The sequence below is a fragment of the Thermocrispum agreste DSM 44070 genome, from assembly GCF_000427905.1.
GTDB classification, from domain to species: Bacteria; Actinomycetota; Actinomycetes; order Mycobacteriales; family Pseudonocardiaceae; genus Thermocrispum; species Thermocrispum agreste.
Genome location: NZ_ATYX01000008.1, coordinates 104,105 through 130,460, shown reverse-complemented (window position 1 = coordinate 130,460; position 26,356 = coordinate 104,105). Strand labels below are relative to the sequence as shown.

General features: G+C 70.1%; 23 protein-coding genes. 12 read left to right on the top strand and 11 right to left on the bottom strand.

Annotated elements, in window-relative coordinates:
* Positions 1-293: 293 nt before the first annotated feature.
* On the top strand, positions 294-1,067 hold the full coding sequence (locus YWY_RS0106665; RefSeq protein ID WP_156899131.1) for a hypothetical protein: 774 nt from the start codon (positions 294-296) through the stop codon (positions 1,065-1,067).
* Between the two features lie 99 nt (positions 1,068-1,166).
* On the opposite strand, the gene YWY_RS20660 is transcribed toward YWY_RS0106665, so the two are convergent.
* Complete coding sequence (locus tag YWY_RS20660; RefSeq protein ID WP_084609056.1) at positions 1,167-1,988, bottom strand: LuxR C-terminal-related transcriptional regulator; 822 nt, start codon at positions 1,986-1,988, stop codon at positions 1,167-1,169.
* A gap of 765 nt (positions 1,989-2,753) precedes the next feature.
* On the opposite strand from YWY_RS20660, the gene YWY_RS0106655 reads away from it, so the two are divergent.
* The 5 genes from YWY_RS0106655 to YWY_RS0106635 all read left to right on the top strand — a co-directional run bounded on the left by YWY_RS0106655 (position 2,754) and on the right by YWY_RS0106635 (position 10,731).
* Positions 2,754-4,001 carry a sensor histidine kinase gene (locus YWY_RS0106655; protein ID WP_028846968.1) on the top strand — a complete coding sequence of 416 codons (1,248 nt, stop codon included), beginning with the start codon at positions 2,754-2,756 and terminating at the stop codon, positions 3,999-4,001.
* A gap of 96 nt (positions 4,002-4,097) precedes the next feature.
* Positions 4,098-6,248 carry a fibronectin type III domain-containing protein gene (locus tag YWY_RS20655; RefSeq protein ID WP_169725221.1) on the top strand — a complete coding sequence of 717 codons (2,151 nt, stop codon included), beginning with the start codon at positions 4,098-4,100 and terminating at the stop codon, positions 6,246-6,248.
* A 65-nt stretch (positions 6,249-6,313) separates the two neighbouring features.
* Positions 6,314-7,258: an AAA family ATPase gene (locus tag YWY_RS0106645; protein WP_028846967.1), complete on the top strand. Its 945-nt coding sequence runs from the start codon at positions 6,314-6,316 to the stop codon at positions 7,256-7,258.
* 18 nt (positions 7,259-7,276) lie between these two features.
* A complete protein-coding gene (locus YWY_RS0106640; protein ID WP_028846966.1) occupies positions 7,277-8,458 on the top strand; it encodes a DUF58 domain-containing protein in 1,182 nt (393 codons plus the stop codon).
* Complete coding sequence (locus YWY_RS0106635; RefSeq protein WP_051309937.1) at positions 8,455-10,731, top strand: transglutaminase TgpA family protein; 2,277 nt, start codon at positions 8,455-8,457, stop codon at positions 10,729-10,731. The genes YWY_RS0106640 and YWY_RS0106635 overlap by 4 nt, the downstream gene beginning before the upstream one ends.
* Positions 10,732-11,554: 823 nt before the next feature.
* Here the strand turns inward: YWY_RS0106635 and YWY_RS23110 are convergent.
* The 7 genes from YWY_RS23110 to YWY_RS0106600 all read right to left on the bottom strand — a co-directional run bounded on the left by YWY_RS23110 (position 11,555) and on the right by YWY_RS0106600 (position 17,118).
* Entirely contained in the window at positions 11,555-12,844 is a 1,290-nt protein-coding gene (locus tag YWY_RS23110; RefSeq protein WP_051309935.1) for a protein kinase domain-containing protein, read from the bottom strand.
* Positions 12,841-13,392, bottom strand: a complete 552-nt coding sequence (locus YWY_RS0106625; protein WP_028846964.1) for a YbaK/EbsC family protein — start codon at positions 13,390-13,392, stop codon at positions 12,841-12,843. Before YWY_RS0106625 ends, YWY_RS23110 begins: the two co-directional genes overlap by 4 nt.
* Positions 13,393-13,402: 10 nt before the next feature.
* A complete protein-coding gene (locus YWY_RS0106620; RefSeq protein WP_028846963.1) occupies positions 13,403-13,705 on the bottom strand; it encodes a DUF2516 family protein in 303 nt (100 codons plus the stop codon).
* A gap of 129 nt (positions 13,706-13,834) precedes the next feature.
* Positions 13,835-14,593, bottom strand: coding sequence for a hypothetical protein (locus YWY_RS0106615; RefSeq protein ID WP_051309932.1), 759 nt, complete (start codon positions 14,591-14,593; stop codon positions 13,835-13,837).
* Positions 14,594-14,600: 7 nt separating this feature from the next.
* On the bottom strand, positions 14,601-15,089 hold the full coding sequence (locus YWY_RS20645) for a helix-turn-helix domain-containing protein (RefSeq protein ID WP_084609055.1): 489 nt from the start codon (positions 15,087-15,089) through the stop codon (positions 14,601-14,603).
* A gap of 297 nt (positions 15,090-15,386) precedes the next feature.
* The gene (locus tag YWY_RS0106605) at positions 15,387-15,776 is read right to left on the bottom strand and encodes a VOC family protein (protein WP_028846961.1); all 390 of its coding nucleotides are present in this window, start codon (positions 15,774-15,776) and stop codon (positions 15,387-15,389) included.
* Positions 15,777-15,852: 76 nt separating this feature from the next.
* On the bottom strand, positions 15,853-17,118 hold the full coding sequence (locus YWY_RS0106600) for a DUF445 domain-containing protein (protein WP_038044720.1): 1,266 nt from the start codon (positions 17,116-17,118) through the stop codon (positions 15,853-15,855).
* 164 nt (positions 17,119-17,282) lie between these two features.
* On the opposite strand from YWY_RS0106600, the gene YWY_RS0106595 reads away from it, so the two are divergent.
* The 3 genes from YWY_RS0106595 to YWY_RS0106585 all read left to right on the top strand — a co-directional run bounded on the left by YWY_RS0106595 (position 17,283) and on the right by YWY_RS0106585 (position 20,842).
* On the top strand, positions 17,283-18,449 hold the full coding sequence (locus YWY_RS0106595; RefSeq protein ID WP_028846959.1) for a pyridoxal phosphate-dependent aminotransferase: 1,167 nt from the start codon (positions 17,283-17,285) through the stop codon (positions 18,447-18,449).
* A 277-nt stretch (positions 18,450-18,726) separates the two neighbouring features.
* Positions 18,727-19,764, top strand: coding sequence for a hypothetical protein (locus tag YWY_RS0106590; RefSeq protein ID WP_169725220.1), 1,038 nt, complete (start codon positions 18,727-18,729; stop codon positions 19,762-19,764).
* A gap of 574 nt (positions 19,765-20,338) precedes the next feature.
* The gene (locus tag YWY_RS0106585; RefSeq protein ID WP_028846957.1) at positions 20,339-20,842 is read left to right on the top strand and encodes a hypothetical protein; all 504 of its coding nucleotides are present in this window, start codon (positions 20,339-20,341) and stop codon (positions 20,840-20,842) included.
* 204 nt (positions 20,843-21,046) lie between these two features.
* On the opposite strand, the gene purU is transcribed toward YWY_RS0106585, so the two are convergent.
* From purU to YWY_RS0106570, 3 genes are all read right to left on the bottom strand, one after another.
* Entirely contained in the window at positions 21,047-21,922 is an 876-nt protein-coding gene (gene purU, locus YWY_RS0106580; protein WP_028846956.1) for a formyltetrahydrofolate deformylase, read from the bottom strand.
* Positions 21,923-21,965: 43 nt separating this feature from the next.
* Complete coding sequence (locus YWY_RS20640; RefSeq protein ID WP_051309927.1) at positions 21,966-22,655, bottom strand: DedA family protein; 690 nt, start codon at positions 22,653-22,655, stop codon at positions 21,966-21,968.
* Between the two features lie 73 nt (positions 22,656-22,728).
* Entirely contained in the window at positions 22,729-23,238 is a 510-nt protein-coding gene (locus tag YWY_RS0106570) for a DUF2505 domain-containing protein (protein WP_028846955.1), read from the bottom strand.
* Positions 23,239-23,262: 24 nt separating this feature from the next.
* Here YWY_RS0106570 and YWY_RS0106565 point away from each other — a divergent pair, with 24 nt between their 5' ends.
* The 3 genes from YWY_RS0106565 to YWY_RS24565 all read left to right on the top strand — a co-directional run bounded on the left by YWY_RS0106565 (position 23,263) and on the right by YWY_RS24565 (position 26,334).
* Positions 23,263-24,339 (top strand): UDP-N-acetylmuramate dehydrogenase, encoded by a 1,077-nt coding sequence (locus YWY_RS0106565; RefSeq protein ID WP_028846954.1) that lies wholly within the window; start codon positions 23,263-23,265, stop codon positions 24,337-24,339.
* A gap of 613 nt (positions 24,340-24,952) precedes the next feature.
* Positions 24,953-25,561, top strand: a complete 609-nt coding sequence (locus YWY_RS24570; RefSeq protein ID WP_245566577.1) for an NsdA family TPR-like regulatory protein — start codon at positions 24,953-24,955, stop codon at positions 25,559-25,561.
* Complete coding sequence (locus tag YWY_RS24565) at positions 25,531-26,334, top strand: NsdA family TPR-like regulatory protein (RefSeq protein WP_051309925.1); 804 nt, start codon at positions 25,531-25,533, stop codon at positions 26,332-26,334. Before YWY_RS24570 ends, YWY_RS24565 begins: the two co-directional genes overlap by 31 nt.
* The last annotated feature ends 22 nt before the right edge of the window (positions 26,335-26,356 follow it).

Here is a 26,356-nt window from a genome sequence, read left to right as displayed (position 1 = left end):
GCATTCCACCCGGCGCCGACGGCGGAGACCCAACCTGACGGGACGCGGGTGGGTCGGTGTCGGTGAGGACCAGACGGCGACACGCGCCGGCAAGTGTCATCGAGTCCGGCAGGTGTCATCGAGTGATGGGACGACCATGACGACTCCGCACGACCCACGGCAGCAAGGGGCAGGCTCCTCGCAGCAGGGAGCCACCACGCCCGGCGAGCAGCATCTCCCGGCGGCACCGCCCGTGCCGGTTCCCCCGCCCGTCAAGAGATCGACCACCCCGCATCGTCGGCATCGTCGCGGTGGTGGTCATCCTCGGCATCGTCGGTGTCACCGGATTCCTCGCGCCTGGATTCTTCCTGTCGGGCGACGAGGATCAGCGGGCGGTCGCGGGCGGCACTGAGCGAATCGCGCCGACCAAGCGCCCGCAGACATCCCCTGGGGAACGTCTCGTCTTCCGGATCGCCGAAGGACTCAACCGCAAGGACACCGCAGCGCTCAAGAAGGTGGCGTGCCCGAAGCGGCGCTCGACGGTGGACCGCACGATCGACATCGTGCCGGAGATCCGCTCGGCGACGCTGTTCCGGATCCTCAAGCACAACGACCACTTCGTGGTGGCCTCGATGAGGCTGTCCACCGCACAGGACAGGACCGTGCTCAAGGTCCACGTGGAGGAGCAAGGCGGGACCGTGTGCTGGGACGCAGTGACCTTCGAAGGTCCTTCCCCGCTCAAGCCGCCGCAGCCGAGCAAGACCAGCGAGCCGGACGAACGGTGGCAAGGCGGTGTGCCGCCCGCCGCTGACCAGTTCATGAAGAGGGTCGTGCGGAAGATCAACGACAGGGACCAGAGCGTGCTGCGGCTGGAATGCCCGAGCATCATCGGTGGGGGACTGGCCAAGTTGCTCGACGACGACGCGAAGCTGACCCTCGGTCAGGTGACCCAAGCGAGCCCCGCGCACGCGACGCGGTTGGTGCGCGGCACGCTCGGCGGGAAGCCGGCGGACGGCGCGCTCATGGTGTCCAGGCTGTCAGTGAACGGCAAGACGTGGTGGTGCGTTTTTCACCTCTTCTTCGATTAGCCACGCCGACCGACCGCGGTGGTTTGGCCGCGGCGACCCGCGGGCCCGTCGACACGCCGCCGACCGGGCCCACCGGGATCTGGTCGGCCCGAGTCGGGGTCAGCGCCGGACGGGGCGGGTCGGCGTGGTCGGTGCCGCCAGATCGTCGTCCCGGGCGGCGTCCGGTGAGATGGACAGCATCCCGGTGCGGAACGCGATGGACACCGCATGCGTGCGGTCCCGTGCGGACAGTTTGCGCAGGATGCTCTTGACGTGTGTCCGGACCGTCTCCACCGACAGGAACAGCTCCTTGGCGATGGCCGCGTTCTCCTGGCCCTCGGCGATGAGCTGCATGACCTGGTACTCGCGGCGCGACAGGGGGACGCGAGGAGGCGGCGCCTCACCGTCGCCGGCGCGGCGTTGCGCGGGCGGCTGGGCCTCGGGATGGGTGACCAGCGAGGCCAGCGCCGGGTCGAGATACCGATGGGCGCGGGCAGCTTGCCGAACCGCCTCCAGGACACGCTGCGGTTCCGCGGTCCGTGGCACCGCGCCGTGCGCCCCAGCACGCATGCAGGACGCGAGGTAGCGCGGGTTGCGGTCGGCGTCGCGCACCAGCACCACGACCCGTGCGTGGAGTTTGTGCGCGGTCAGTAGCTCGACCAGATGAGCGTTGGGCGCCAGGCCGGAGTCGAGCAGCACGATGTCGGGCGTCAGCTGCTCGTTCATCAGCAGTGCACCCTGCTGGCTGGCCGAGTGCGCGGCGACCTTGGCCCATGAGGTGCGCTCGATCAGCGCGGTGAGGCCGTCCCGGTACAGCGGAACGGTCTCCACCACCCCCACGGTGACCGTTCGCTTGGCCGTCGACGACCCGTTCGGGTACCCGTTCGCTGGTCCGAGCGCTCGGTGCAACTGGCCGCTGGGCCTGGTGTCCTTGACCTTCATAGTCCCTCCTCCCGTCGCTGCTGCCGCGTGGATCCGCCGAGGCCGGCAGTCAGGCGACGCCCCTCACAGTGGTCGTATGACGCCCGTTCTCGGTACGAGTTCCTCGAATCGTCGAACCGAGTGAACAATTATGTCTACCTCGCCGGGGCGAGTTTCGCCAGTCATACGCCTGCAGAATTTCGTGATCTCCCTCGACAGTAGGCTCGTCGCGGCGAGATCGGCCGTGATAATTGACCGGGCGGTCAGCCTGGAAAATTGACCGTACGGTCAGTCTGCTGGGTGATTCCTGGCATGTCCGGGACGTTTCGAAAGCAATACCGGCAGTAGTACCGCCGGGCCGGGGTGGCAAGGGCGCGTTACTCCGTTCGAGCGAGTGTCAAGCTCGCACAACCACTCGTTCGTGCCAGTGGCGTGTCCCCTCGCAGCGAGCCAGCAGTTCCGGTTGCAGGGTCGGGGTGCCCGGCGTGCAGCGGCCATGTCTCTTCGTGGCGGTCAGCGGTTCCGGTCGCAGGGTCGGGGTGCCCGGTGCGCAGCCGCGTCCCTCGTGGTGGGTCAGTGCCACAGTGCCCGCTCGGTGGGCGTGCTCGGGCGCCTGGCGCGGCAGCGGCCGTTTGCTGCCATGTCGCGGCGTTCGATCCGGTTAAGCTCACTCCACGCATTAGCGTTGCGGGGCAAGGTGGTCTTGCGCCGGAGCCGTCGGCGGAAGACCTCGGCAACAGATGTCCGTGGGCGACGCGAGGATCCGATGACCAGCGACCGAACGGTATGAGAAGCGCCGCGGATCGCCTGCGCCGTCTGCGCTGGCTGCTGACTGCCCTGTTCACCGCCATGAACGCGGTCGCGGTGATCGTGCTGGCGCTGCTGCTGATCGAGGCCGACGCGGACGAGGGCAGGCAGCGCCTGGACGCCGAGCTGACCAGGGTGACCACTGCTGTGCTGCGCGCGCTCGGCGTCGCCGACGACAGCCTGTTGCTCGAGCGGGTGATCAACGACCCGCTCAACGACACATGTCCCCAGTTCGCCGTCGTCCCCGCGGACCAGGCGTTCACCCGTCACGACAGTGCCCGTCAGTGCGTCGACGTGCCGGCGGAGCTGATGACCGACATCGCGCGACGGGCCGTCGTCGCCGACGGGATGCAGGTCGGCTACGCCACCACGCCCGACGACCGAACCGTCCGGTTCGCCGCCGAACGGTTCCGCACCGACACCGAAGGCCCGTACGTCGGCGCGGTCGTCTCCGTTGCCGACGCGGAACCCGAGGCGGCCCGGCACGATCGCATGGTTCTGCTGATCGTCGGCGGCTGCGTGCTGCTCATCGGGGTGGTGGGTGTGGCGGGCTACCTGCTGGCCGGGAGGGCGATCCGGCCTGCGGCCGGTGCGCTGGAACAGCAGGAGACGCTGCTCGCCGAGACAGCGCACGACCTGCGCACGCCGGTGGCCGCGCTGCGGGCGCTGGCCGAGGCCGCCGAGCGCAACCCGGAGCAGCGGGAGGAACTGCTCTCCCGGACCGTCCGGCTGGCCAAGCGGATGGGCGGCATCATCGACGGGCTGCTGGTGCGCGCCCGGCTGGCGGCGGGCGTCGAGCAGCTGACCATGCAGCCGATCTGGCTCGACCAGCTGGTGACCGGCGTCGTCGAGGAGACTCCGGCCGACGGTGCCCAGGTGACCGTGACCGCCGCGCCGACGATGGTGCACGGCGACCCGGTGCTGCTGCAGCGGGCGGTGACCAACTTGCTGGACAACGCGCTGCGCTACGGCAGGCTGCCGGGCCAGAAGGCGATCGTGCACGTCGCGGTGGCCAACGGCAGGGTCACCATCGCCGACAGCGGCCCGGGCATCGATCCGGCGGTGGCGCAGTCGGCGTTCGACCGGTTCACCACCAGCGGAGGGTCCGGGCTCGGGCTGTCCATCGTGCGCTGGGTGGCGCTGGCGCACGGCGGCACGTTGAGCGTATACAACGCCGAACAAGGGGGAGCAATTTTCGAATTGGTTTTGCCACCGGCTACTCGGTGATGTGTTGTTTTGTCTCCGGTTGTGCGATGACAGCTTGGTGCCACTGCCCGGTTCGCGGCTGGACGGTTTCGGAGCCCGATGAATTACGCTGATCACGTGCGGTCCGGGGAGGTTGGCACGACTCAGCGCAGATGGCGCAGCCGGGTGCCGGTCGTCGTGCTGGTCCTGGCGTGCGTCGCGGCCGTGGTCGTGGCGCTGAGCGGAGCGGCCAAGCCGTTGCACGGATTGCACTTCTTCTCATCCGGCCACTGGGTCTACCACGAGGCCACCGACACGGTGTATCACGTCGACGGAGCCAGCCAGGCCGTCGACGCCGAGGTCGACATGAACGGCATGGCCGACCCCGACAGCCAGGTCGTCCAGGGCGACAAGAGCGGGTACGTGGTCGGCAAGGAGCACGTGGTCGAGTTCGGCAAGGCCGACATGAGCGTCGCCGGGGTCCGGCCGTCGGTGTCGCCGGAGCCGCCGGTGATGCTGGAGGCCAACGGCGGGCCGTACGCGGTGTACCGGCAGGCGGGCCGGATCATGCGCTTCGGCGCCGACGGCGGCCCGATCGACGTAGGTGGCCCGCTGGCGGACCCGGTGGTGACCAGCGACGGCACGCTGTGGCTGCTGCGGGTGGACAACGGGCTGCTGTGCTGGCTGGCCAAGGACGCGCGGCTGGTGAGCTGTCCGGTCAGCGTGCCGGAGGGGCACCGCGGGAAGCTCACCGTGGTCGCCGACCGGCCAGCGTTCGTCGACACCACGACCGACAGCGTGCACCCGCTCGGGCCAGCCGGCCTGGGCGAAGGGGTGCCGATGGGCGTGGACGTGCCCACCGAAGTCGAGGTCGCGCCGCGGGACGTGGACGGCCGGGTGGCGGTGCTGGACCCCCAGGCCAAGCGGTTGGTGCTGGTCGACGCCAAGCCGTTGACCAGAAGCGGGCGGCCCGAGCAGCCGCTGATCGTGCCGTTGGCCGGGGGTGACTACGAGGGCCCGGCGTCCACCGGTGATGCGGTGGCGTTGCTGGATCGGTCGTCGAACACGGTCGAGACGTACGGCGGTGACGGACGGCAGATCGCCAGGCAGCAGCTGCCCGGCGAGCCTGCCGACCGCGAGCAGCCGTTGATCACCGGTGAGGACGGCCGGGTCTACGCGGACGGCAAGCGTGGGGATCACGTCCTGGTGGTCGATCACGACGGCAAGGTCGCGGACGTCGACCTGACCGGTGCGAACGGTGACGGAGAGAGGACGGCGAAGGACCGCACCGCCGATCGCAACGTGGACCGGGCGCCCAGCCGCCGACCCGACCGCACCGATCGGGAACGGCCCCGGCGGCAGCAGGAGCAGCCGTCCGCATCCGATCGGTCGGTCGACGACCGGCCCGAGGGCAACGTGCTCCCCGATCCGAAGCCTGCGACGCCGCCGGGCGCACCGCGCGACGTCTCGGCGAGCCCGGGCAACGCCTCGGCCGTGGTCTCGTGGTCGCCGCCGAGGTCCACCGGTGGTGGTGCGATCACCGGATACCGGATCACGTGGGCAGGCGGGTCGAGAACGGTGTCGGCGGACGCCACGAGCGCCCGCATCACCGGGCTGACCAACGGCCGGAGCTACGTGTTCACCGTCGCCGCCCGCAACGCGGCGGGGCTGGGCACCAAGGCGAACTCGCGCGCAGTGACGCCGCGCGCCGTTCCGACCGTCGACGTCGTCTCCGCGCGTCAGACCGGTGACCGTGAGGTGACGCTGACCGTGCGGGTCGACGGTGGCGGTGATCCGAACGTGACGTGCCGCGTCACCTGGCAACGCAACAGCGCAGGCCGCACGATGCTGTGCAATGCCGCCTCGAACGGCGGCACGGCCACGCGGCAGCTGGTCATCGGCAACCTGCCGCCCGGCAGCTACACGTTCTACGCGAGCGGGGAGAACCGGGCAGGCCGGGGTCCGCGCGGCCGAGGCGCGACCGTGCAGGTCATCGGCCCGAAGCTGGTGCTGACCAAGGGCGAGCCGACCGACGAGTACTGCGGCGACCTCCCCGGCTGCGCGTGGATGCACATCGAGTTCACCGGATTCGAGCCGGGCAGCAGCGTGCACTTGGATCCGTATTCCAGCGATCCGGACTACGACAACCCGGGTGCCACGATCGTCATCGACGAGGACGGCACGGCTTCCACCGATCGCTTCGCTTACGCGGGGACCGGGCACACCGTGTGGGTGGTGGCGACCCTGCCGGACGGCACGAAGGTCAAGTCGAACGAAATGGTGTGGTGATCACCCGCCCGCACGTCAGTAGGGTCGGGGCACGTCGGGCAGCTGGAGGGCGAGGGAGGAACCGCGTGGGCGTAGCCGAGGTGTACCGGCTGATCGCCGAGAACGTGCAGCGCGTGGTGCGCGGCAAGCCGGACGTGGTGCGATTGGCCATCGCTACGTTGCTGGCCGAAGGGCACCTGCTCATCGAGGACGTGCCGGGGCTGGGCAAGACGACGCTGGCCCGCTGCCTGGCGCGCAGCATCGGCGGCACGTGGAACCGCATCCAGTTCACCCCGGACCTGCTGCCCGGGGACATCACCGGGGTGATGGTCTACCACCAGAACGCCGAGCGGTTCGAGTTCCACCCCGGCGGCATCTTCGCCAACGTGGTGCTCGCCGACGAGATCAACCGGGGCACGCCGAAGACGCAGTCGGCGTTGCTGGAGGTGATGGCCGAGCGCCGGGCCACCGTGGACGCCACGGCCCATCCGGTGCCGGACCCGTTCATGGTCGTCGCCACCCAGAACCCGATCGAGATGGAAGGCACCTACCGGCTGCCGGAGGCGCAGCTGGACCGCTTCCTGATGCGGATCGCCGTCGGCTACCCCGACCACGACGCCGAGGTGCGGGTGGTCATGGGCGACACTGCGCGGATCAACCCGGACGAGCTGGCGCCGGTGGTCGACCTGGACACGCTGCGCCAGGCGATTGTCCAGGTCCGGCAGGCGTACCTGGACCCGGCGATCGTCTCCTACGCGGTCCGGCTCGCGGCGGCGACCAGGGAGCACGCCGCGGTCCGCTACGGCGCCAGCCCGCGCGGCTCGATCGCGTTGGTCCGGGCCGCCCAGGCGATGGCGGCCACCGAGGGCAGGGCGTTCGTGACCCCGGACGACGTGAAGAGCGTTGCGCAGCCGGTGCTGGCGCATCGCCTGGTGCTGACCGCGGACGCCGAGCTGAACCAGCGCTCGTCGTCCGAAGTGGTCGACGAGGTGCTGGCGGCCACCCCGGCTCCGGCGATCAACCAGATCTGAGCCATGCGATTGCCTGCCGTGCGCCTCACCAGGCGGGGCGTTGCCGTGCTGATCTCCGCGATCGCCCTGTATGCGGCCGGTGAGCTGGCGGGGTGGCCCATGCTGCGCGCGGTGGCGGGAGCAGCGTTGGGGGCGTTGATCGCGGGCGTGGTCACGACCGTCCGGCGTCCGCGGGTCGAAGTACGACGCGAGGTCTATCCGGATCGGGTGGAGAGCGGCCGGCCCGCGTTGGCCACGTTGCGGGTCACCAATCCGACGCGACGGCGGCAATCGGCCTTCCTGGCGCGTGATCGGATCGAGCATGGCGGTGAGCACAGCGTTCTGGTGCCGTCCCTGCCGCCGGGCGGCACCGCGACCTTCCACTACGAGCTGCCCACCGAGCGCCGGGGGCGGATCACCGTCGGGCCGTTGCAGATGGCCAGGGTCGACCCGCTCGGAGTGGTGCGGAGGCCGCTGGCCACCGGGAACACGGCCACCTTGCGGGTCTATCCCAAGACCTACCCGGCGCGGGAACGAGTCGGTGGGTATCCGCGGCACCACCACGAGGGCCGGGCGATCGACGAGCCGTTGCACGGGTCGTCGGATCTGCGGGACGTGCGGGAGTACGTGATCGGCGACGAGGTGCGGCACCTGCACTGGAAGGCGACCGCGCACACCGGCCGGCTGATGGTGCGCGACTACATCGACCCGGATCAGCCTCGGTTCAGCGTGCTGCTGGACACCCGTAAGCGGGTGCTGCGCCCGGACGAGTTCGAACAGGCGGTGCAGGTGGCGGCCTCGCTGGTCAAGCCGGCCGCGCTGGCGGGCCATCGGTGCCGGCTGCTCACGCCGGGCGGCATCGACGTCGCCACGCCTGGCGGTCCGGCGGCGCTGCGCCGGATCCTCGACGCCCTGTGTGACGTCGCCCAGAGCGACGAGCCAGAAGGCGACGTGATCGTGCCGAAGACGCTGGCCGGTTCGGGTGCCGGTGGTGGCGGGCTGCTGGTCGCGGTCACTGGCCGGGTGGATCAGCGCGACGTCCGCGGGTTGTCCACGGTGCGCGACCGGTACTCGCGCATGGTGCTCATCGGTGTCGCCAAGCACGGACTCGGGTGGGACGGGATCGGCGTGCAGCGGCTGTCCGGCCTGCCCGCTGCGCAAGCGATCTCCGCGGTGGACGCCGAGCAGGCGATCCGTGAGTGGAATGCGGTAGTCGTGTGAGTGCGCCGGTGAGGAAGGACGAACGGCCTGGTTCGGCGGTCAGCGCGGGCTCGCCGGGGCTGCCGACGGGGGTGCAGCCGGCCCAGGACGCCCTGCGCAATCGGCGGGCGGTGTGCTGTGTGCTCGGGGCTGCCGCCGTGGGTGGCTTGCTGTTCGCCCCGGTGTTCTCGGTGCAAGCGCTCCTGCTGCCCGTGTTCGTCGTTCTCGTCCTGGCCTTCCTGGCCGACGAGATGTGCCGGCACCTGCCCCGCTTGATCCCGGTGCGCCCGCTGCTGGTGATCGCCGCGGGGTTGCTCGGTGTGGTCTGGACGGTCCTGGCGGACACCACGGTTGCCGGAATCCCGTCGGGGCGAACGCTGCAGCTGCTGCTGGCCGGGCTGACCGATTCGTGGCAGCTGGCATTGCAGTCGACGTGGCCAGCTCGTGCCGAACCGCACGTGGTGACGTTCGTTCCGCTGGCTGTTCTGTTGGCCGCAGTGCTCGGCGTGGAACTGTTGCATCGGGTGCGGCCGCCGCTGGTGGCGCTGCTGCCCAGTGCGGTGGTCGTGGCCGTCAGTCAGGCGTTCTTTCCGCTCACCGGTGGTCTCGCAGTCGTTGCCGGGCTGAGCTATGCGCTGCTGGCGGCGGTGCTGTTGATGGTCACCCGGCCCACGGCCGGTCCGCGTCGCTGGGTGCTCGCCGGGCTGGCCGTGCCCGTGGTGGTGTTCGCGGTCGTCGGTGCCTTGCTGCTTGCGGTGACAAGCCCGCTGGCGCGGCCACCGACGACGCTGCGCGACGCCGTCGTCGCCCCGGTGGTGCAGCACTCGGTGGCCAAACCGTTGGACGCCTTGGCAGCGCGAGTGCGAGAGCCGGAGGCGATCGCTTTCACCTATGTCGCGGATGCGCCGGTCGACCGGTGGACGCTCGCCGTGCTGGACCGATTCGACGGTGTCAGCTGGACCGCGGACTGGAGGTTCCGGCGGCTCGGCACCGCGTTGCAGCCGGATCCAGCGGTGACCGCGCCGACCACAGCCCGCACCGCCCAGGTCACGCAGCTGGATGCGTTGCTGGCGCCGTGGCTGCCCAGTCAGCCCCGGTTGTCCGGTGTGCAGGGCATCAGTCCTTTCGTCGACGAGGCCAGTGGCACGTTGCTGACCCAGAGCGGTCCACTCGCCGGGTACCGGATCGCGTGGCGGGAGCCAGCCGTCGATGCGGCCGAGCTGGCCGATGCGGCCGTGGACGGCGACGCCCTGGCCGAACTCGGCCCGCTCGGGCCGATCCCGCCGGAGTTCGACGAGCTGGCGCACGAAGCGACCGGCGGGCTGCGCGCCACCTTCCGCGCCGCCTTGGTGCTGGCCAACTATCTACGGGACAACTACCAGCTGGCGACCGGGGAGAACGTGCCTGCCGGGCATACCCTTTTTCACCTGCGTCGCTTCCTCACCGGGCCGGACAAGCGCGGCACCACGGAGCAGTTCGCCGCCGCATACGTGATGCTGGCCAGAATCCGCGGCATCCCGGCGCGCTTGGTGGTGGGTTTCCGCGGGCCGGGGCAGCCGAGCGATGGCGGTCGGTACGTGGTCCGCAACGCGCAGGCCACGGCGTGGCCGGAGGTCGCGGTCGAGGGGTTGGGCTGGGTCCCGCTGGATCCGGTGGGCAGCGCAGCCGGTGCGGGTGGGCAGCGGCCGACCGGGCTCGCCGGGGTGGCGGAGCAGGTGCGGTCGGAGCTGCCGAAGGACGTCAGCCGGCTGTCCGACCCGCCGGTGGCGCCCGAGCCGGGTGATTCGGCTTCGTCGGCGGACGACGCTTGGCCGTGGTCCTTGACGCTCGCGGTGGGCCTGGGGACGGTGCTGGCGTCGGGGCTGCTGGCGTGGCTGATGGTGCCCGTGGTCCGGGGGATACGCGCAGTGCGGCGTCGCCGAGCTGTCCCGGTGCGTGCCGTCGTCGGGGCGTGGGCCGAGGTTCGCGACCGGCTTCGTGCGCACGGTGTGCCGGTCAGCCCGGGAATGACGGTACGGGACCTCGCGCCCGCTGCGGCTCGGATCGGTGGGCAGGCCACCGTGGAGGGGGTGCGGGCGTTGGCGCAGGCGGTCGACTTCGCGCTGTGGTCCGGCAGCGCGGTGACGCAAGCGACGGCGGATCAGGCGTGGGCGTCGGTGCGGCTGGTCCGGCGAGGGCTGGCGACTCGCCCGCTGGGGGCACGCCTGCGTGCCGCGCTCGACCTGAAGAGTTTGTTTCCGCCCAAGGAGAAGGCACCCAGGGGAGCCGGTAACCCGCTCGGTCGTGGCAATTGATGCGTCTGGTGTACGTGTGGGTGACAGGGCCGTGCGAGGGGGCTGGTCGGCGATACCTGCGCAGCGAACTCGCTCGAGGAAGCGAACCCGCTCGAGAAGCGCGGGCCGCCGAGGGTGCGGACGGCTCGCCCGGTGTGCCCTGCACACGAGAGACGAACTGCTGGGCAGCCTGTGACCTGACGCGGGGTCTTTCCGTCGATCCGATGGTCTTGGACAGCAGCTCCAGAAGCGTGCACAGCCCGCCGCCGGACCGAATGCCTCGAGGATGCGGATGGGCTCGCCCGAGCGGTGCGAGCGGTTGCCTGTGGGTGGGGACGGGCTGTCTGTGGGCGCGGACGGGTTGGCCCGAGGAAACGGGCGGCCTGCCTGTGGAAGCGGACGGGATCGCCCGAGGGTGCGAGCGGCGGCCCGTGGATGCGGACGGGCCATGCGGGGAGGCGCGCGACGGAGCCGATCGGAGTTGTCCCCACAGCGAACCTGTGCGAGGCACCCGCAGCGAACCCGCGAGGTGCCCCTGCAGCGGAGCCGCGCGAGGTGCCCCTCGCTGCGGAACTGCGCGAGGCGTCCCGTGACGAACCTGTGCGAGGCACCCCGTAGCGGACCCGCGCGAGAGAGCGGCGCAACGTCACCCACACGAGCCAAACGCCCCATTGGGCGGTGAGCAGGGCCTCGGCAAGCCCACTCGCGCCGGCGACGCCCCCGGCAAGTCACCCACCCTGGCACGCACCCTGGCAAGTCACGCACCCTGGCAGATCACCCACAGGGACATCACCAACCACAGCAGCAGGCCCCGGCCCCGCTGTCGGTCGGACGCCAGTGACCCCTAGTCGCAGCTCGATCCGTCCAGCCCCAGTTGCCGGCTCGTGTACCTGCCGTCCACCGAGGACCCCTCCACGCGAAAGCAGTACTCCCGGCCGGGCTTCACCGGCAGACGGATGTCCTGCCGCCGCTTGGCGATCCGGTGCTCCCAGCTCGACCGGCCCTCGCGGAACCAGACCACGTAGTCCAAGCCCGGCGGTCCGTTCCAGCGCAGCTCCACGTACCCGTCCGCCACGGTCGGCACGGCCAGCCGCACCACTTCGCCGGCTCGATCACTCCGGGACGGCGGCTCGCTCTCCGTACCACTCGGCGGGGCAGGCAGGGCTGTCGGTGGCGCACCCTGGTCCCCGATCAGCAGCACGGCGGCAAGGATCCCGGCGATCAAGATCACTCCCACCAGCGCGGCCACGCGGACACCGGTCACGCGCCGCCGCTTCCGCTCGGGCCGGAACACCGCCACCGGCGGACCGGCGGGTCGACGCACCGGCCCCTCTCGGTGCACCGGCCGCTCCGGGGAGCCGCCGGCCAGCAGCACTGTCAACCGGTTCGCCACGGCCGATGCGGAGTCCGGACGGTTTCCCGGCTCGGTCGCCAGCAGCTGGCCGATCAGTTCCCGCGCCGCTGCGGGCAGGTCGTCCCGCTCCACCGTGGGCGGGCCGTCCTTCAGGATGCGCAGAATGCGCTGGGCGTCGGGCTCCCCCGTCACCACCGGATACGGCGAGCGGCCGGTCAGCGCGAAGTACAACACGACCCCGATCCCGTACACGTCGGTGCGCTGGTCGAGTGTTCCGTCGCGCAGCGTTTCCGGTGCGGTGAACCCCAGGTACTCGCCCGTCGGCTGGCCGTACGTCCGTCGCGCTGCCACACCGAAGTCGGCCAGTACGACCTCCGGAGCCTGCTGGCTGGGCGCGGTGACAAGCACGTTGTGCGGGTGGACGGCGCCGTGCACCACCCCGGCACGGTGCGCGGCCGCCAACGCCAGCGCGACCGTCTTGGCGACCGCCAGCGCCCGGTCCACCGGCAGCGGTCCGCTTGCCCGCACCTGCTGCGCCAGCGACTGCGGGCAGCGCGGCATCCGGATGGCCAGGAAGCCGTTGGGCACCTCTTCGCAGACCGACGGCAGGATCGAGCGAACGTGGGTCAGCGTGGCGAGTGCGGCCTGTTCCGCCGCGATCTCACCGCGGGTCTGCTGATCGAAGGGTCGGTGGAAGACCTTCACCATCAGCGGCGCGCCGGTGCGCGGGTCCGGCTTCGGATAGACCGTGGCCGCGCGGCCAGCCAGCGGCGCGGTCATGCCACCGGCTTGGCCAGTCCAGCGATCACCTCGGCACCCGGCAGCGCGGCCAGCTGGGCACCGGTCACCAGCAGCTTCGAGCCGCGCACCCCGCTGCCGACGATCAACTCCTTGGCTTCGGCCACCCGCTCGTCGATCAGGATCGGCCATCCCGCAGGCAGCCCGATCGGTGTGATACCGCCGGATTCCATCCCGGTCAGCTCAGTCGCGTCGGCCATCGGCGCGAACGACGCCTTGCGCACATCCAGCCGCTTGCGGATGACGGTGTTCACGTCGGCGCGCGTGGTGGCCAGCACCATCGCCGCCGCGTAGCGCACTTCACCGGCACGCTTGCCGGCTACCACGACACAGTTGGCGGAGGCCTCCAACGGAGAGGAGTAGGCGGCGCAGAAGTCCGCCGTGTCCGCCAACGCCCGGTCGATGGCCGCGACACCGATCCGCTCCGCGTCCTCGACCTCGGGCAGCGCTTTCGCGACGGGGGTGGCGAGCAGATGCGTGTTCTCCAGCGCAGGCAGGACGTCCAGCGTCCCGGCGATCGTCCACGTCATGGTTGAACGTTTACCATCGCCCGCCGCGCTGGACTTCGATGAGCTTCGGCCGCACGTCCACCATGTAGACAAGCACGGCGACCAGCCCCGCGATCCAGAACATCAGGCCGGGCCCGGCCACGCCGAACGCCCCGAACAGGACCATGGCCGCCGTACCACCGCCGGTGAGACCCATCCAGGCCGTCTTGGTCAGCCGATCCGCCGCCGCATAGGCATCGGGGCGCTGCAACGCGGCATGCACGAACGCGAAGACACCGACCGGGATTCCGGCCAGCTGAATGATGTAGAGGATGTCCAACGAAAGCGGTGCCACGTCACCAGTCTCCTGGAATCGCGGAGCCATGGCCAGCTCGGGTCACGCTGCAGACCTCCACAAATAGCACTCAGACCCCGGCGTATGCCAGGTGCGCCGGGGTCTGAATCGGTGTGGTGACCGGACCTGTTACTCGGCGGTCTTCCGCGTGGTCTTGCGGGCCGAGGTGGAACCGGCCGTCTTGCGGGTCGTGCTCTTGCGGGTGGTGCTCGCCTTCGCCCGCTTGGTGGCCGCGGTGTTCTCGGCCGCGACGGCGTTGGCCGTCTTCTTGGCCGAGGTCGCGGTCTTGACGCTCTCCTCGGCGGCGGTGTCGACGGCCTGCTCCGCGGCCGCGGTGGCCTTACGGGTGCGCTGGGTGACCTTGCTCAGCACCTCGTCGATGCGCTCGCGCGCCTCGCCGGCGACCTCTTCCAGCCGCTCCTGCGCCTTCTCCAGCGCGTCCTGCAGCTGCTCGAGGGTGTTGCGCACCTGCGGCTGCGCCAGCAGCTGGTCCCACGCCTCCTCGCCGGCCTCGGCCAGCTTGTCGTACAGCTTGCGCGCCGACTCGCTGTACTCGTCGACCAGCTTGCGCAGCTCGTCGGCGGTCAGCTTGCTGCGCAGCTCGCTGAAGTCGCCGGACCCACGCAGGTCCTCGGCGGCCTTGCGGGCCTCGTCGATGGCCTTGCGCAGGCCCTCGCCCGCCTCGTCGATGGTCTTGCGCACGCCTTCGCGGCCCTCACCGGCCCGCTCGCGCGCCTTGTGCACGGTGTCCACGACGGCCTTGGTGGCCAGGTTGCCCGCGCCAAGCGCGGCCAGCAGCGGCGTGCGGACCTGCTCGAAGGCGCTGTTGACCTGCTCGCGCACCTTGGCGATGTTGTCCTTGGTGTCTGTCACGGTCGGACGGGTCATGCTGAGATCACTCCTCGTTCTTGTCGGACTCAGCACGGTGCTGGTCCTGCTTCGCCGCGTTCTCCCGGCGGAATGAGTGGTAGATGTCGAGCAGTACTTGCTTCTGCCGCTCGGTGAGCTCGGTGTCTGCGCGGATCGCGTCCGGCACCGGACCCCCGCTCGGGGTGTCCAGGATTCCCGCCTGGACGTACAGCGCCTCGGCCGAGATACGCAGCCCTTTGGCGATCTGTTGCAAGATCTCCGCGCTCGGCTTGCGCACGCCCCGTTCGATCTGGCTCAAGTACGGGTTGGAAACACCCGCGCGCTTGGCCAGCTGACGCAGCGAGATCTTGGCGTTGGTGCGCTGCTGCCTGATGTACTGCCCGATGTCCCGGCCGATGTCCCGGCCGAAATCGGCCACCCTGCCGATGGGCTTGCCGGAAGAGGACTCCCGCGAGCCGGCTGTGCCGGACGCGTCGGTTCGGGCACCCGGACCCTCGTTGGTCGATTCAGGCATCCCGCCCACCTCCTTGCGACATCACCCACGCTACGCCCATGTGCTAGCAATTGCAAGCACTTTGCTTGCAACCATCCGGTGTGAGCTCAGCCACCGTGGGTGGGGCCACATGACGCTCGGCGACCGACCCTGACGTCGGCAAATGCGCGTGCCGATCAGACTTCGGCGGGATGCCGACACGGGCAGCGGGCGCAAGCACTACTGCAAGCACCGTGCTCGGTACCGGATTTCCTTGTGCCGCGGGAGGCCAAACGCGACGGTGCCGAGGTGTGGCCGGACTCTCGCCGGCGGCGCCCGTTATCCCTGACCGTTTGCCGTCGAGTCGAAGCACAGGCAGAACGGATGGCCCGCCGGGTCGGCGAAGACGCGGAACGTCTTCGGCGTGTCGTCCAGCATCCGGGCGCCGAGGCGCAGCGCGCGTTCCTGCACCGTCTCCAGATCGGTGACGTCGAAGTCCAGGTGCAGCATCTGCGCGCGCTCGTTCGACGGCCAGGTGGGCGGCTGGTACTCCGGGTCCTGCTGGAAGCAGATGTCCACGCCGCCGTCCGGGTTGACCAGCGTCACCCATCGGTCGCCCGGCTGGTCCTCGGCGGAGATGGACCAGCCGAGCAGTTCGCCGTAGAACTGCGCCAGCGCGTACGGGTCCGGGCAGTCCAAAGCGACACAGCTGACGGTGATGTCGGGCATGGCGACTCCTTCGTCGGTTTACCGGTGCCGCCCATCGTGTTCCGGGGCACCGACAGCCGCAGCTGATTTTCCGGTCTCAGAACAGCAGCTGCGCGACCGTGTAGATGGCCAGCCCGGCCAGCGCGCCGACCACCGTGCCGTTGATCCGGATGAACTGCAGATCACGCCCGACCTGCAGCTCCACCTTGCGCGCGGTCTCGTCGGCATCCCAGCGCTCGACGGTGTCGGTGATCAGCGTGGTCAGTTCGTCGGCGTAGTTGCCGACCACATGGGCGGCCACGTCCTCGGCCCAGGTGTCCACCTTGGCGCGCAGCGGGTCGTCGCCGGACAGCCGCTCGCCCAGCCGGACCAGGCTCTGCTGCAGGCGCAGCCGCAGCTCGCTGGACGGGTCCTCGGCCGCGGTCAGCAACATCTCCTTGGCGGTCGCCCACGCCGAGCCGATCAGTTCCTGCACCCGCGGGTGCTCGACGATCTGCATCTTCACCTGCTCGGCCCGCGCGATGGTCTCCTGGTCGACCTGCAGGTCCTTGGCGAACTCGGTCAGGAACCGGTCCAGTGCCTGCCGCATCGGGTGGTCGGCGTCCACCTTCACCGCCCAGGCGAACGACAGCACCTCGCTGTAGACCTTGTCCGCCAGCAGCTCGTCGACGAACCGGGGCGACCAGGACGGTGCCCGGTCCATCACCACGGTCAGCACCGTCTTCTGGTTGTCCCGCACCCACTCGTACGCCCGGTCGCACACCAGGTCGACCAGCTTGTGGTGGGAGCCGTCCTCGACCACCTTGGCCAGGATCTTGCCGAGCGGCGGGCCCCACTCCTTGGCGATCACCCGGCGGGCGACCGCCTGCTCCATCACCGCCTGCACGTCCTCGTCCCGCAGCACCGTCACCGCGCCGCGCACCACCGTGGCGACCTCGCTGGTGACCCGTGCCGAGTTCTCCGGCTTCGCCAGCCACTGCCCGAGCCGCCTGGCCAGGTCGGTGTTGCGCAGCTTCTGGCGCACCACCTGCTCGGACAGGAAGTTGGTGCTGACGAACTCGCCCAGGCTGGAGCCCAGCTGGTCCTTCTTGTTCGGGATGATCGCGGTGTGCGGGATCCGGATGCCCAGCGGGTAACGGAACAACGCGGTCACCGCGAACCAGTCGGCCAGCGCGCCGACCATGCCGGCTTCGGCGGCCGCCCGCACGTAGCCGAGCCACTCCCCGCCACCGGCCGACAGTGCCCAGCTGCTCAGCAGGAACACCGCGGCGGCGCCGAGCAGGAAGGACAGCGCCACCGCTTTCATGCGGCGCAGCCCCTGCCGCTTCTCCTCCTCGGCCAGCTGTGTGCGCCGGGTGACCATGGTCAGGGTCTCGGCCTGTTCCGTCTGCGTCACGGTGGCTCCCTCGTTGCTGCTGGCGTGCGACTCACCGGTTCAACATCCGCGCGGCCGTCATTGTCGCCGCCGGCGCGGCTTGTCTGCCCGCTCTGTTCCCGCGTGCCGGTGATCTGCGAGGATCAATCGTCATGCGCGACCCGGTATTGGTACCCCGGCTGCGGCCGTTCGCAAGCACCGTGTTCGCCGAGATGACCGCGCTGGCCACGCGAACCGGATCGGTCAACCTCGGGCAGGGCTTCCCGGACACCGACGGGCCCGCGGGCATGCTGGACGCGGCCCGGCAAGCCATCGCCGACGGGGTGAACCAGTACCCGCCGGGACCGGGCAGGCCGGAACTGCGGGAGGCGGTCGCGGCGCACCGGCAGCGGTACGGCACCTCGTTCGATCCGGAGTCGGAGGTGCTGGTGACCGCGGGAGCCACCGAGGCGATCACCGCCGCCCTGCTCGGGCTCACCGACGCCGACGACGAGGTGATTCTGCTCGCCCCCTACTACGACTCCTACGCGGCAGCGGTGGCGATGGCAGGAGCGCGCCGCGTGGTGGTCTCGCTGGCCCAGTCCGACGGCACGTTCCGGCTGGACCTGGACGCGATCCGGGCCGCGATCACCCCACGGACCAGGGCCGTCGTACTCAACTCCCCGCACAACCCGACCGGGACGGTGTTCGGCAGGGACGAGCTCGCCGGCCTGGCTCAGCTGTGTGTCGAGCACGACCTGATCGCCATCACCGACGAGGTGTACGAGCACCTGGTGTTCGACGCGCCGTCCGGCCGCGAGCACATCCCGCTGGGCACGTTCCCCGGGATGGCCGAGCGCACCGTCACCATCTCCAGCGCGGGCAAGACGTTCAGCTGCACCGGCTGGAAGATCGGCTGGGCCTGCGGCACGCCGGAGATCGTGGCTGCGGTCCGGGCGGCCAAGCAGTTCCTCACGTTCGTCTCCGGCGGACCGTTCCAGGTCGCCGTGGCGCACGCGCTGAACAACGAGCTGCCGTGGGTGGAGCGGAATCGGCAGGCACTGCAGCGCAAGCGGGACCGGTTGTCGGAAGGGTTGGCGGACGCGGGCTTCGGTGTGCTCGAGTCGTCCGGCACGTACTTCGTCTGTGCCGACGTCCGGCCGCTCGGCATCACGGACGCCACCGAGCTGGCCTGGCAGTTGCCGGAGCGGATCGGGGTGGCCGCGGTGCCGGTGGGTTCGTTCACCGAGGGGCCGGAATTCGACCACTTGCTGCGGTTCGCCTTCTGCAAGCAGGACGACGTGCTGGACGAAGCCATCAAGCGATTGCGCTCGCTGTAGCGGCCCCTACACCCGTTCGGCCTCACCCGCCGTGGCGGGGGACGAAAAGTTCGCCGGGTTCTTCGCCGAGGCCGGGGCGCGGTGCCGACCTGTCCGCCGCCGCGCGCGGTTCCGCCGATCCGCTGGTCACGCCCCTCCTTACCGGTTCGAAGCCGTCTGTGAGCGTGTCAGTGCAGGTCACGATGGTCGTGGGTGGGCGAGATGGACTACCGGCAAACCGCCCAAACGCCGCATGGGGGACTGGATCAAAGGGGTGCAGGATGTAACACTCGTGCACGTGTACGTCAACGCGGCGACCTCGACGACGTGGGCCGACGGCATCCGTAGGGCTGCCGCGCGCGTGTCGGTCCTGCTCGCCCGCGTTGTGGTCCGTGTCGCGGTCGCCGCAGGTCTGGCGGCTGCCGGGTGGGGGCTGATGCTGGTCGTCGGCTCCGCCGCCGCTTCGGCCGACGAACCGAGCCTTTCGCTCGGCTCTGTCGAGCGGCCTGCGAGCGCTTCTCCCGCGCAGCCGGCACGGTCCGGGAACTCCGCCGAGCCCGGCTCCGAGGACGAGTCCGTGAGCCGGGGAGCCGCCACGAAGGAGGCCACGACCGCCGCCACCAGCGCATCGCGTCCCGGCCTGCTGGGCGGTGTCATCGGCGGTCTGGCTCAGACCACGTCGCACATCGCGAATTCGGCCGTGGACACCGTCAAGCAGACGACCGGTGCGGTGACCAAGACGGTGCACGACACCGTCAAGCAGGTGTCGGAGACCGTCAACGCCGTCACCGGCGGCGTGCGTGACACAGTGGGCAACGTCATCCGCCCCGGCAGCGGAATCGGTGACATCATCGATCCCGCGCCGTCGATTCCGGTGGTGCAGCCGGTCGTCACCGTGCCGATCAAGCCGCAGACACCACCGGCCACGTCCTCCGTGCGCACGGTCACGAAGAAGGCCGTCACGACGTCCGAGCGGCCAGAAGCGAAGAAGCCGCAGTCGAGCGAGCGCTCGCCGGCGCGGGCCGAGCGTCACGACGACCGCGCTCCTGCGGCTGGCATGGCCGACTTGGCACGTTCCGCCGGTAGCGCGTCGACGGGTTCGGCGCTGTCGAGCCAGGACGGCGCGGTTGGCGCCATGGAGAAGCAGATGCCGTCGACGCCGTGCGGCGCTTCGTCGCCGACGGTGGCACACGCGGACGCGCCGAGCAAGAAGCTGCTCGGCGTCGTCGCGACGACGACGGCGAGCAACCCGCTGCACCGGATCGGCGCCGTGGCAGTCGCACCGGAATCGCGCGCCGTCATGACCGCCGCGCTGCCGTGTACCTCCCCTGATTGACCTCGCCCCGGATCCGACGGGACAGCTGCGTCCTTTTTCGCCTTACCCCACCTGGCCTAGCAAGCTGAGCCATCCGTCCGTTCCGGCGTACCGACGTTCGTGGTCCGTCGGCCGCCGACAGCACAAGGGGCATTTCCGATGACCGACCGCATCGTTGCTCACAACAGCGCCGGGCACCGTCCCGCGCACGAGACCGAGTGCGGTCGCCCGCGAGCAACCCGATGGGCCGACCGCGCCCGGCCTCTCGGGGTCCTGCTCCGGCGCCGCGTTGCCCCCGCGGCGCCGGAGCCCACCGCACGGCGCGAAACCGGTTTCGGGCCCGCACGGCGTGCGCCACGTCAGCACGCCCCGCGCCCGATGGGGCGCGTCGCTCCGACGGACTTCACCGCGCCGAGGTTCCGTCGGCCTGTCCCACGACGCGCCTGACCGCGGTGGCTTTCCGGCATGACGAGGGGCTGTGCCGGGAAGCCACCGCGGACATTCTCGACGGTCCGGCACGGAGTTCGGCAAGTGCCGCATGCAGACGATCACGGCCTGCCAGAATGCGCGAGGGACGAATCAGGAGGATCGCGTCGTGAGCAGTGCACTGCCCGTGCCCATCGCGTTCGAGCTGCCGCAGAACTGGCGGCCCGCCGAGCCCGAACAGGTCGGAGCGCCGGAGGCGGCCTACGTTGCGTTGCGGCCCGAGCCGGTCACAGTCACTGACTTCGTCGCCAACATCACCGTCGCAGGCGAACGGCTGAACGGCGATCGTTCGTTGGTCGAGTACGTCGATGAGTCACTGCGTCGGCTGCGTCAGACCGCACCCGACGCGGAGCTGGTCAAGCGCACCGAGACCGACGCCGAACAGACGCCGAGCGTGACCCAGATCGTTTCGCTGACCACCGACGTGCAGGGCACGCCGCGCCGCGTGCTGCAGGTCCAGGTGTTCCTCGCGGTGCCCGACCCGCAGTACCCGGAACAACGGGCGGTGATCGAGCTGGTGCTCAGCGCGGTGCCGGAGGAGATCGATCAGGTGGTCGGCGACTTCCGGGCCCTGGTGGACAGTGTCACGCCCCACGCTGGGCAGGCCGGGTGAGCCGCACGGGCCCGCCGGTGGCCGAGCTCTTGCGGGTGAGCGTCGAGCTCCTGCGGGTGAGCGGCGACCGCATGCCGGCATGCCGTCGAGGTCCTGTCGGCGTGCGGCCGCTTGCCGTTGAGTGGGGCCCAGTGCCCGAGCGTCGGCCTTGTGGGCCTTGGCCGGAGCTGAAGGGCTCGTCCGGCACGGCTGACCGGCGGGGAGTCAGAACACCACGGTGCGTCCGGCGTGCACCAGCACCCGGTTCTCCAGGTGCCAACGCAGCCCCCTGGCCAGCACCACCTTCTCGATGTCGCGGCCCTTGCGCACCAGGTCGCTCACCGCATCCTCGTGATTGACCCGGATGACGTCCTGCTCGATGATCGGCCCCGCGTCGAGCTCGGGCGTGACGTAGTGACACGTCGCGCCGATCAGCTTCACGCCACGCTGGTACGCCTGGTGATACGGCCGGGCCCCCACGAAGGACGGCAGGAAGCTGTGGTGGATGTTCAGCGCCCGGCCCGCCCAGCGTTCGCACAGGTGCGGCGGCACGATCTGCATGAACCTGGCGAGCACGATGGCGTGCGGATCGTGCTCGTCGACCAGCTTCTCGATCTGGTCGAACGCGGCCGCGCGGGCCTCGGGGTCCGGCTCGGCCGGGAACGGCACGTGGTGGAACGGGATGCCGTGCGCGCGGGTGATGTCGGCGAGCACGTCGTGATTGCCGATGACCGCACGCAGGTCGATGTCCAGTTCACCGGAGGCCACCCGGCCGAGCAGGTCGTACAGGCAGTGGCCTTCCTTGGACACCAGGATCACCACGCGGCGCTTCTGGCCGGTGTCGTCGATGCGCCACTGCGCCTGGTCACCGCCCAGTGAGCGGGCCACGGGCTCGAACCGGGCACGCAGCTCGTCGACGTCGAACGGCAGCGAATCGGCCCGCACTTCCTGCCGGGTGAAGAACCACCCGGTGTCGGGGTCGGTGTGGTAGGCGGCCTCCACGATCCATCCGCCCGCCTCGGCCAGGAACGTGGCGATGCCCGCCACGATCCCGGTGCGGTCCGGGCAACCGAAGGTGATCACGTAACGGCGTTCTGGCACTCGGCCACTGTAAGCCGGGCACGTATCCGGCAGCGGGCGCGGGTCAGCCGGCGCAGGCGTCCTGCTGCGCGGGCTCAGGGGTGAGCGGTTGTGTCGCGGCGACGTCCTCACCTGGTTCGTGCTTGCCGTGACTGCGGGCCCAGATGCGGCGCCCGATCTCGATCAGGCCGACGGTGGTCAGCGCCAGGGCGAAGGCCAGCAGCAACGCCTTGCCGGGGTTGTCGGCGAAGTAGGCGCCCCCCACGTACCCGATCGTCACGCTGTAGGCGGCCCAGATCGTGGTGCCGATGAGGTCGAAGGTCAGGAACTTGCGCCACGGGTACCGGATACCGCCGGTGGCGACGCCGGTGGCGAACCTTCCACCCGGCAGGTAGCGCGCGACCAGCAGCAACATCACGGCGTGCTGATGCACCTTGGCGCGCGCCCACTCGATGCGCTGGCGGCCCTTCTCGCCCCGGGAGAACCGGGCGATGAGGGTCGGGCCGGCGAACCGGCCCATGGCGTGGCTGGCGCAGTCGCCGACGAACGCCCCGATGGCCGCGACCGCGACGGCCAGCAGCAGCAGCTCGGTCTGCGGGCTGACCAGCACGGCAACCGTGACCACCGTGGTCTCGCTCGGCGAGAACGGGATGACGGCGTCGAGCATCGTGATCAGGAACAGCAGCACCCACAGCCACGGCGAATCGACGGTGGTCCGCAACAGGGTGACGAACTGATCAAGAAGCTCGAACATGTCTCGATGGTGGCCCGAATCGACTCCCGTCACCACCGAAATGGAGCAATATCCGGGTTGTCCCCGAGGGGATTCACCCGGTCTCGGCGTGGGCCAATTGCTGCGCGACGTGGGCGTCCTCGTGCCGCAGCAGGCGCACCACCTGCTCGGCGATGGTCTGCTCGATCTTGCCGCCGACCAACGGAATCGAGACCTGAACTTGGCCCGTGACCTGCAGTTTCGACCCGCTGCCATGCGAGGTGAGCGCGGTGTTCACCTGGATCGAACCCGGCACACCGGACACATGCGCCGAACCGGTGCCCACCACGGTGCCGTCGCCGCGCGTCCGCCATTCCTGCGTGCGTTTAACAATCAGGTCACCGGCGTGGATTTTGCGCACGACAGGCGGCAGCTTTTCCGCCGGTATGCCTTGCTGCACGGTGTAACGGACGGCGTCCGGTGACCGTTGGTAATCCACAAGCTTCGCATTGTGTCCGCCGATGGCGGCCAATCGCCCGCGCACCGACTCCTCGTCGGCGATGGCCGCAAGGACCTTCTCGACCGGGTATGCGAACTCCGTGCTGTGCTGCAGGGGGCGTGCCATGGGCGGGAGATTACCCTGCTGGTCATGTCCCCATCCCTGGCCGACTACACCACGCTGCGGCTCGGCGGCCCGGCGGGCCGCATGCTCGAGGTCAAGACCGACGACGAACTCGTCGCCGCGGTGGCCGAGCGGGATGCCGCGGGCGAGCCGGTGCTGCTGCTCGGCGGTGGGTCCAATCTGGTGATTGCCGACAGCGGGTTCCCGGGCACGGTGATCCGGGTGTGCACCGAAGGCCGGCGGATCGAGCGGGTGACCTCGCCCGGCTCCGGCGGCGGCGACCGGGTCCGGGTCGAGGTGGCCGCGGGCGAGGACTGGGACGCCTTCGTGGCCGAGATGGTGGAGGCCGGCTTCGGCGGGCTGGAGTGCATGTCGGGCATCCCCGGACGGGTCGGGGCCACGCCGATCCAGAACGTCGGCGCCTACGGCTGGGAAGTGGGCGACTTCCTGCACTCGGTGCGGGTGTATCACCGTGCCACCGGCCGGCGCGAGACGATGGAGCCGTCGCAGCTGGCGCTCGGCTACCGCACCAGCAGGTTCAAGGGGACGGACGAGGCCGTGGTGCTCGCGGTCACGGTCGACCTGTACGCCGACGGGCTCAGCAGGCCGATCCGGTTCGCGGAGCTGGCGCGCATGCTCGGCGTCGAGCAGGGCGCGCGGGTGCCTGCGGCGGACGTCCGCCAGGCGGTGCTCCAGCTGCGGCGGACCAAGGGCATGGTTCTGGACCCGGACGATCACGACACCTGGAGCGCCGGATCGTTCTTCACCAACCCGGTGTTGCCCGCGGGCGAGGCGGACAGGGCGATGCGGCGGATCGCCGAGGTCGTCGGCGGCGACGTGCGGATTCCCACCTATCCGGCGCCTGGGGACGCCGTGAAGTTCTCCGCCGCGTGGCTGATCGAACGGGCCGGGTTCACCAAGGGGCACCCGGGCCCGGGTGGCCGGGTGTCGCTGTCCACCAAGCACACGCTCGCGCTGACCAACCGCGGCTCGGCCAGCACGGAGGACCTGCTGGCGCTGGCCAGGGAGGTGCGCGACGGGGTCGCCGACCGGTTCGGGATCGTGCTGCACCCGGAACCGCTGCTCATCGGCTGCTCGCTGTGATCCTCGGCCCGGTCGGTGCGACCGGCTCTTCGGTGGCCGGTGCCGACAGCAGAAGCACGAATCGTGCTTGGGTGGCGTGATCCGAGCGTTGCAGTGCGGTGTCCAGCACGCCCTGCATGAACGGGCATGGCCGGATACTTCGGCCGCGCCTTTCCCACACGGAGACCGTGCGATCCGACACACCGATCAGCTGGGCAAATGCACGAATGCTGAGGCGCATCGCGTGTCTGAGCGCGGTCGTTTCTCGTCCGGTCCACCTGGCGACTTGCACTGAGCTCAATCGCGAGGTGGTGGGGCCGTCCGGCCGTCGAGGACGACGCGAATACGTCGACGGCGTCGCCGTCGGAGCATGCGACGCAGCCATCTCCATGTCATCGACCCGCCTTTGTGTCGCGTCATCAGGAAACGTCGTGCACGCCCCCCAGGAAACGCCGTGCACGCCCCAGGAAACGCCGTGCACGCCCAGCTCGGCGATGTCATTCCGCGAGCGAAGTAGCCGGATGACTCACGGGGCCTCACTTGGGTGTCACTCGTCGCGCAACGTCTTGTCGACCAGGCATGTGTCGGCAGATCCAGCTACGGTGAGTGTTGTGCCGACTACGGAGAGGGCATCGTGGCGGGAGGGAATTCCGCTCTGCGCGCGCTGCTCGACGAGGCTGGGATGAGCAATGCCGGTCTGGCGCGAGCCGTGGCGCGGGCCGGGGCGGCCGAAGGAATCCATCTGGGGACGAACGCGACATCGGTGGGCCGAATGCTCGACGGTTGCCAGCCGCGATGGCCGGTGCCGCGGGTGGTGGCGAAGGTGCTGTCCCAGCACCTCGGGTTCGCCGTGAGCGTGACGGACTGCGGTTTTGCCGATCGTGACGAGGTGGCCGACACGTTCGACGCTTTCCGGCGAGCGCCCACCGCAGATGGCACGATCGCAACCGTGGTGGAACTGTCGGGTCGGGACATCAAGCGGCGGAACTTTCTGCTGGGTGCCAGTTTCGCCGCGGCTTCGTTCGCCGAGCCGGCGTGGCTGGCCATGACGATGCCGACGGCGCAGGCGGAGGCAGGCAACCGACGAGTGGGCGCGGCTGAGGTCTCGGTCATCACGGACACCGTGCGGCATTTCGAACGGCTGCAGCGACGAATCGGTGGCGGCAAGATCCGTGACCCGTCATCGGTTTCGTCCATCGGCAGGCCGAGCTGGTGCGGCGCCGCAGCTATCCGGATCACCTGACCCGCGATCTGCACCGTGCTGTCGCTCAAGCAACCTGGCTGGCCGGGTTGACCAGCATCGACAGCGGCCGCCACGCGCTCGGCCAGGTCTACTACGCGCAAGCCCTTCATCTTGCCCATCAGTCCGGTGACCGGGTCTACGCGGCCAACATCCTGGCCGAGATGAGCCGCACGACGATGGACGTCGCCAACGCTTCGGGAAACGTCGCCGCCAATGGCCGGCACGCCGTGGCGTTAGCCCGTTCTGCTGTGCATGTCGCCGGTGAGCGGGCGACACCGGGGTTCAAGGCATGGCTGCACGCAATGGAGGCGCGTGCGCTCGCCATGGTCGGTGATCGGCATGCGGTCGACGAGGCCGTGCTGCGCGCTCGACGCTCGTTCGACGGAGCTGACGGCAACGAGCCGGAGTGGTTCGGCTTCTACGGTGAAGCCGATTTTCTTGCCGACGTCGGGCAGTGCCTACGCGACGTGGGCAGGCCGCGGCACGGTCTGGCCATGCTGGAGCGAGCGGCCGCAGCGCTGCCCGAGCACCGGGTGACGGCCCGGCTCAAGACCCAGATCCACATCGCGGCCGCACACCTGGCGATGGGCGACATCCGCACCGCCGGCGAAGTTGTCGCCGGGGTGTTGGACGCCACGCAGGTAATTTCGTCAAACCGCATCGTGGATCGCGTACGGTCGCTGCGGCGCCACGCCCACGGAGCCGGCCCTGGGCGTGCTGCACGCGAGTTCGACGAACGCGTGGCCGCCTTCCTTGCCAGCAACCGGGCGTAGTGCGCCTCTCCGACGGGAACCC

Bases quoted from the DNA above. Each gene is read 5' to 3' on its own strand.
- YWY_RS20660 (WP_084609056.1), bottom strand. From the start codon at position 1,988: ATGAAGGTCAAGGACACCAGGCCCAGCGGCCAGTTGCACCGAGCGCTC.
- YWY_RS0106655 (WP_028846968.1), top strand. From the start codon at position 2,754: ATGAGAAGCGCCGCGGATCGCCTGCGCCGTCTGCGCTGGCTGCTGACT.
- YWY_RS23110 (WP_051309935.1), bottom strand. From the start codon at position 12,844: ATGACCGCGCCGCTGGCTGGCCGCGCGGCCACGGTCTATCCGAAGCCG.
- YWY_RS0106625 (WP_028846964.1), bottom strand. From the start codon at position 13,392: ATGACGTGGACGATCGCCGGGACGCTGGACGTCCTGCCTGCGCTGGAG.
- YWY_RS0106615 (WP_051309932.1), bottom strand. From the start codon at position 14,593: ATGACCCGTCCGACCGTGACAGACACCAAGGACAACATCGCCAAGGTG.
- YWY_RS20645 (WP_084609055.1), bottom strand. From the start codon at position 15,089: ATGCCTGAATCGACCAACGAGGGTCCGGGTGCCCGAACCGACGCGTCC.
- YWY_RS0106605 (WP_028846961.1), bottom strand. From the start codon at position 15,776: ATGCCCGACATCACCGTCAGCTGTGTCGCTTTGGACTGCCCGGACCCG.
- YWY_RS0106600 (WP_038044720.1), bottom strand. From the start codon at position 17,118: ATGGTCACCCGGCGCACACAGCTGGCCGAGGAGGAGAAGCGGCAGGGG.
- YWY_RS0106595 (WP_028846959.1), top strand. From the start codon at position 17,283: ATGCGCGACCCGGTATTGGTACCCCGGCTGCGGCCGTTCGCAAGCACC.
- YWY_RS20640 (WP_051309927.1), bottom strand. From the start codon at position 22,655: ATGTTCGAGCTTCTTGATCAGTTCGTCACCCTGTTGCGGACCACCGTC.
- YWY_RS0106570 (WP_028846955.1), bottom strand. From the start codon at position 23,238: ATGGCACGCCCCCTGCAGCACAGCACGGAGTTCGCATACCCGGTCGAG.
- YWY_RS0106565 (WP_028846954.1), top strand. From the start codon at position 23,263: ATGTCCCCATCCCTGGCCGACTACACCACGCTGCGGCTCGGCGGCCCG.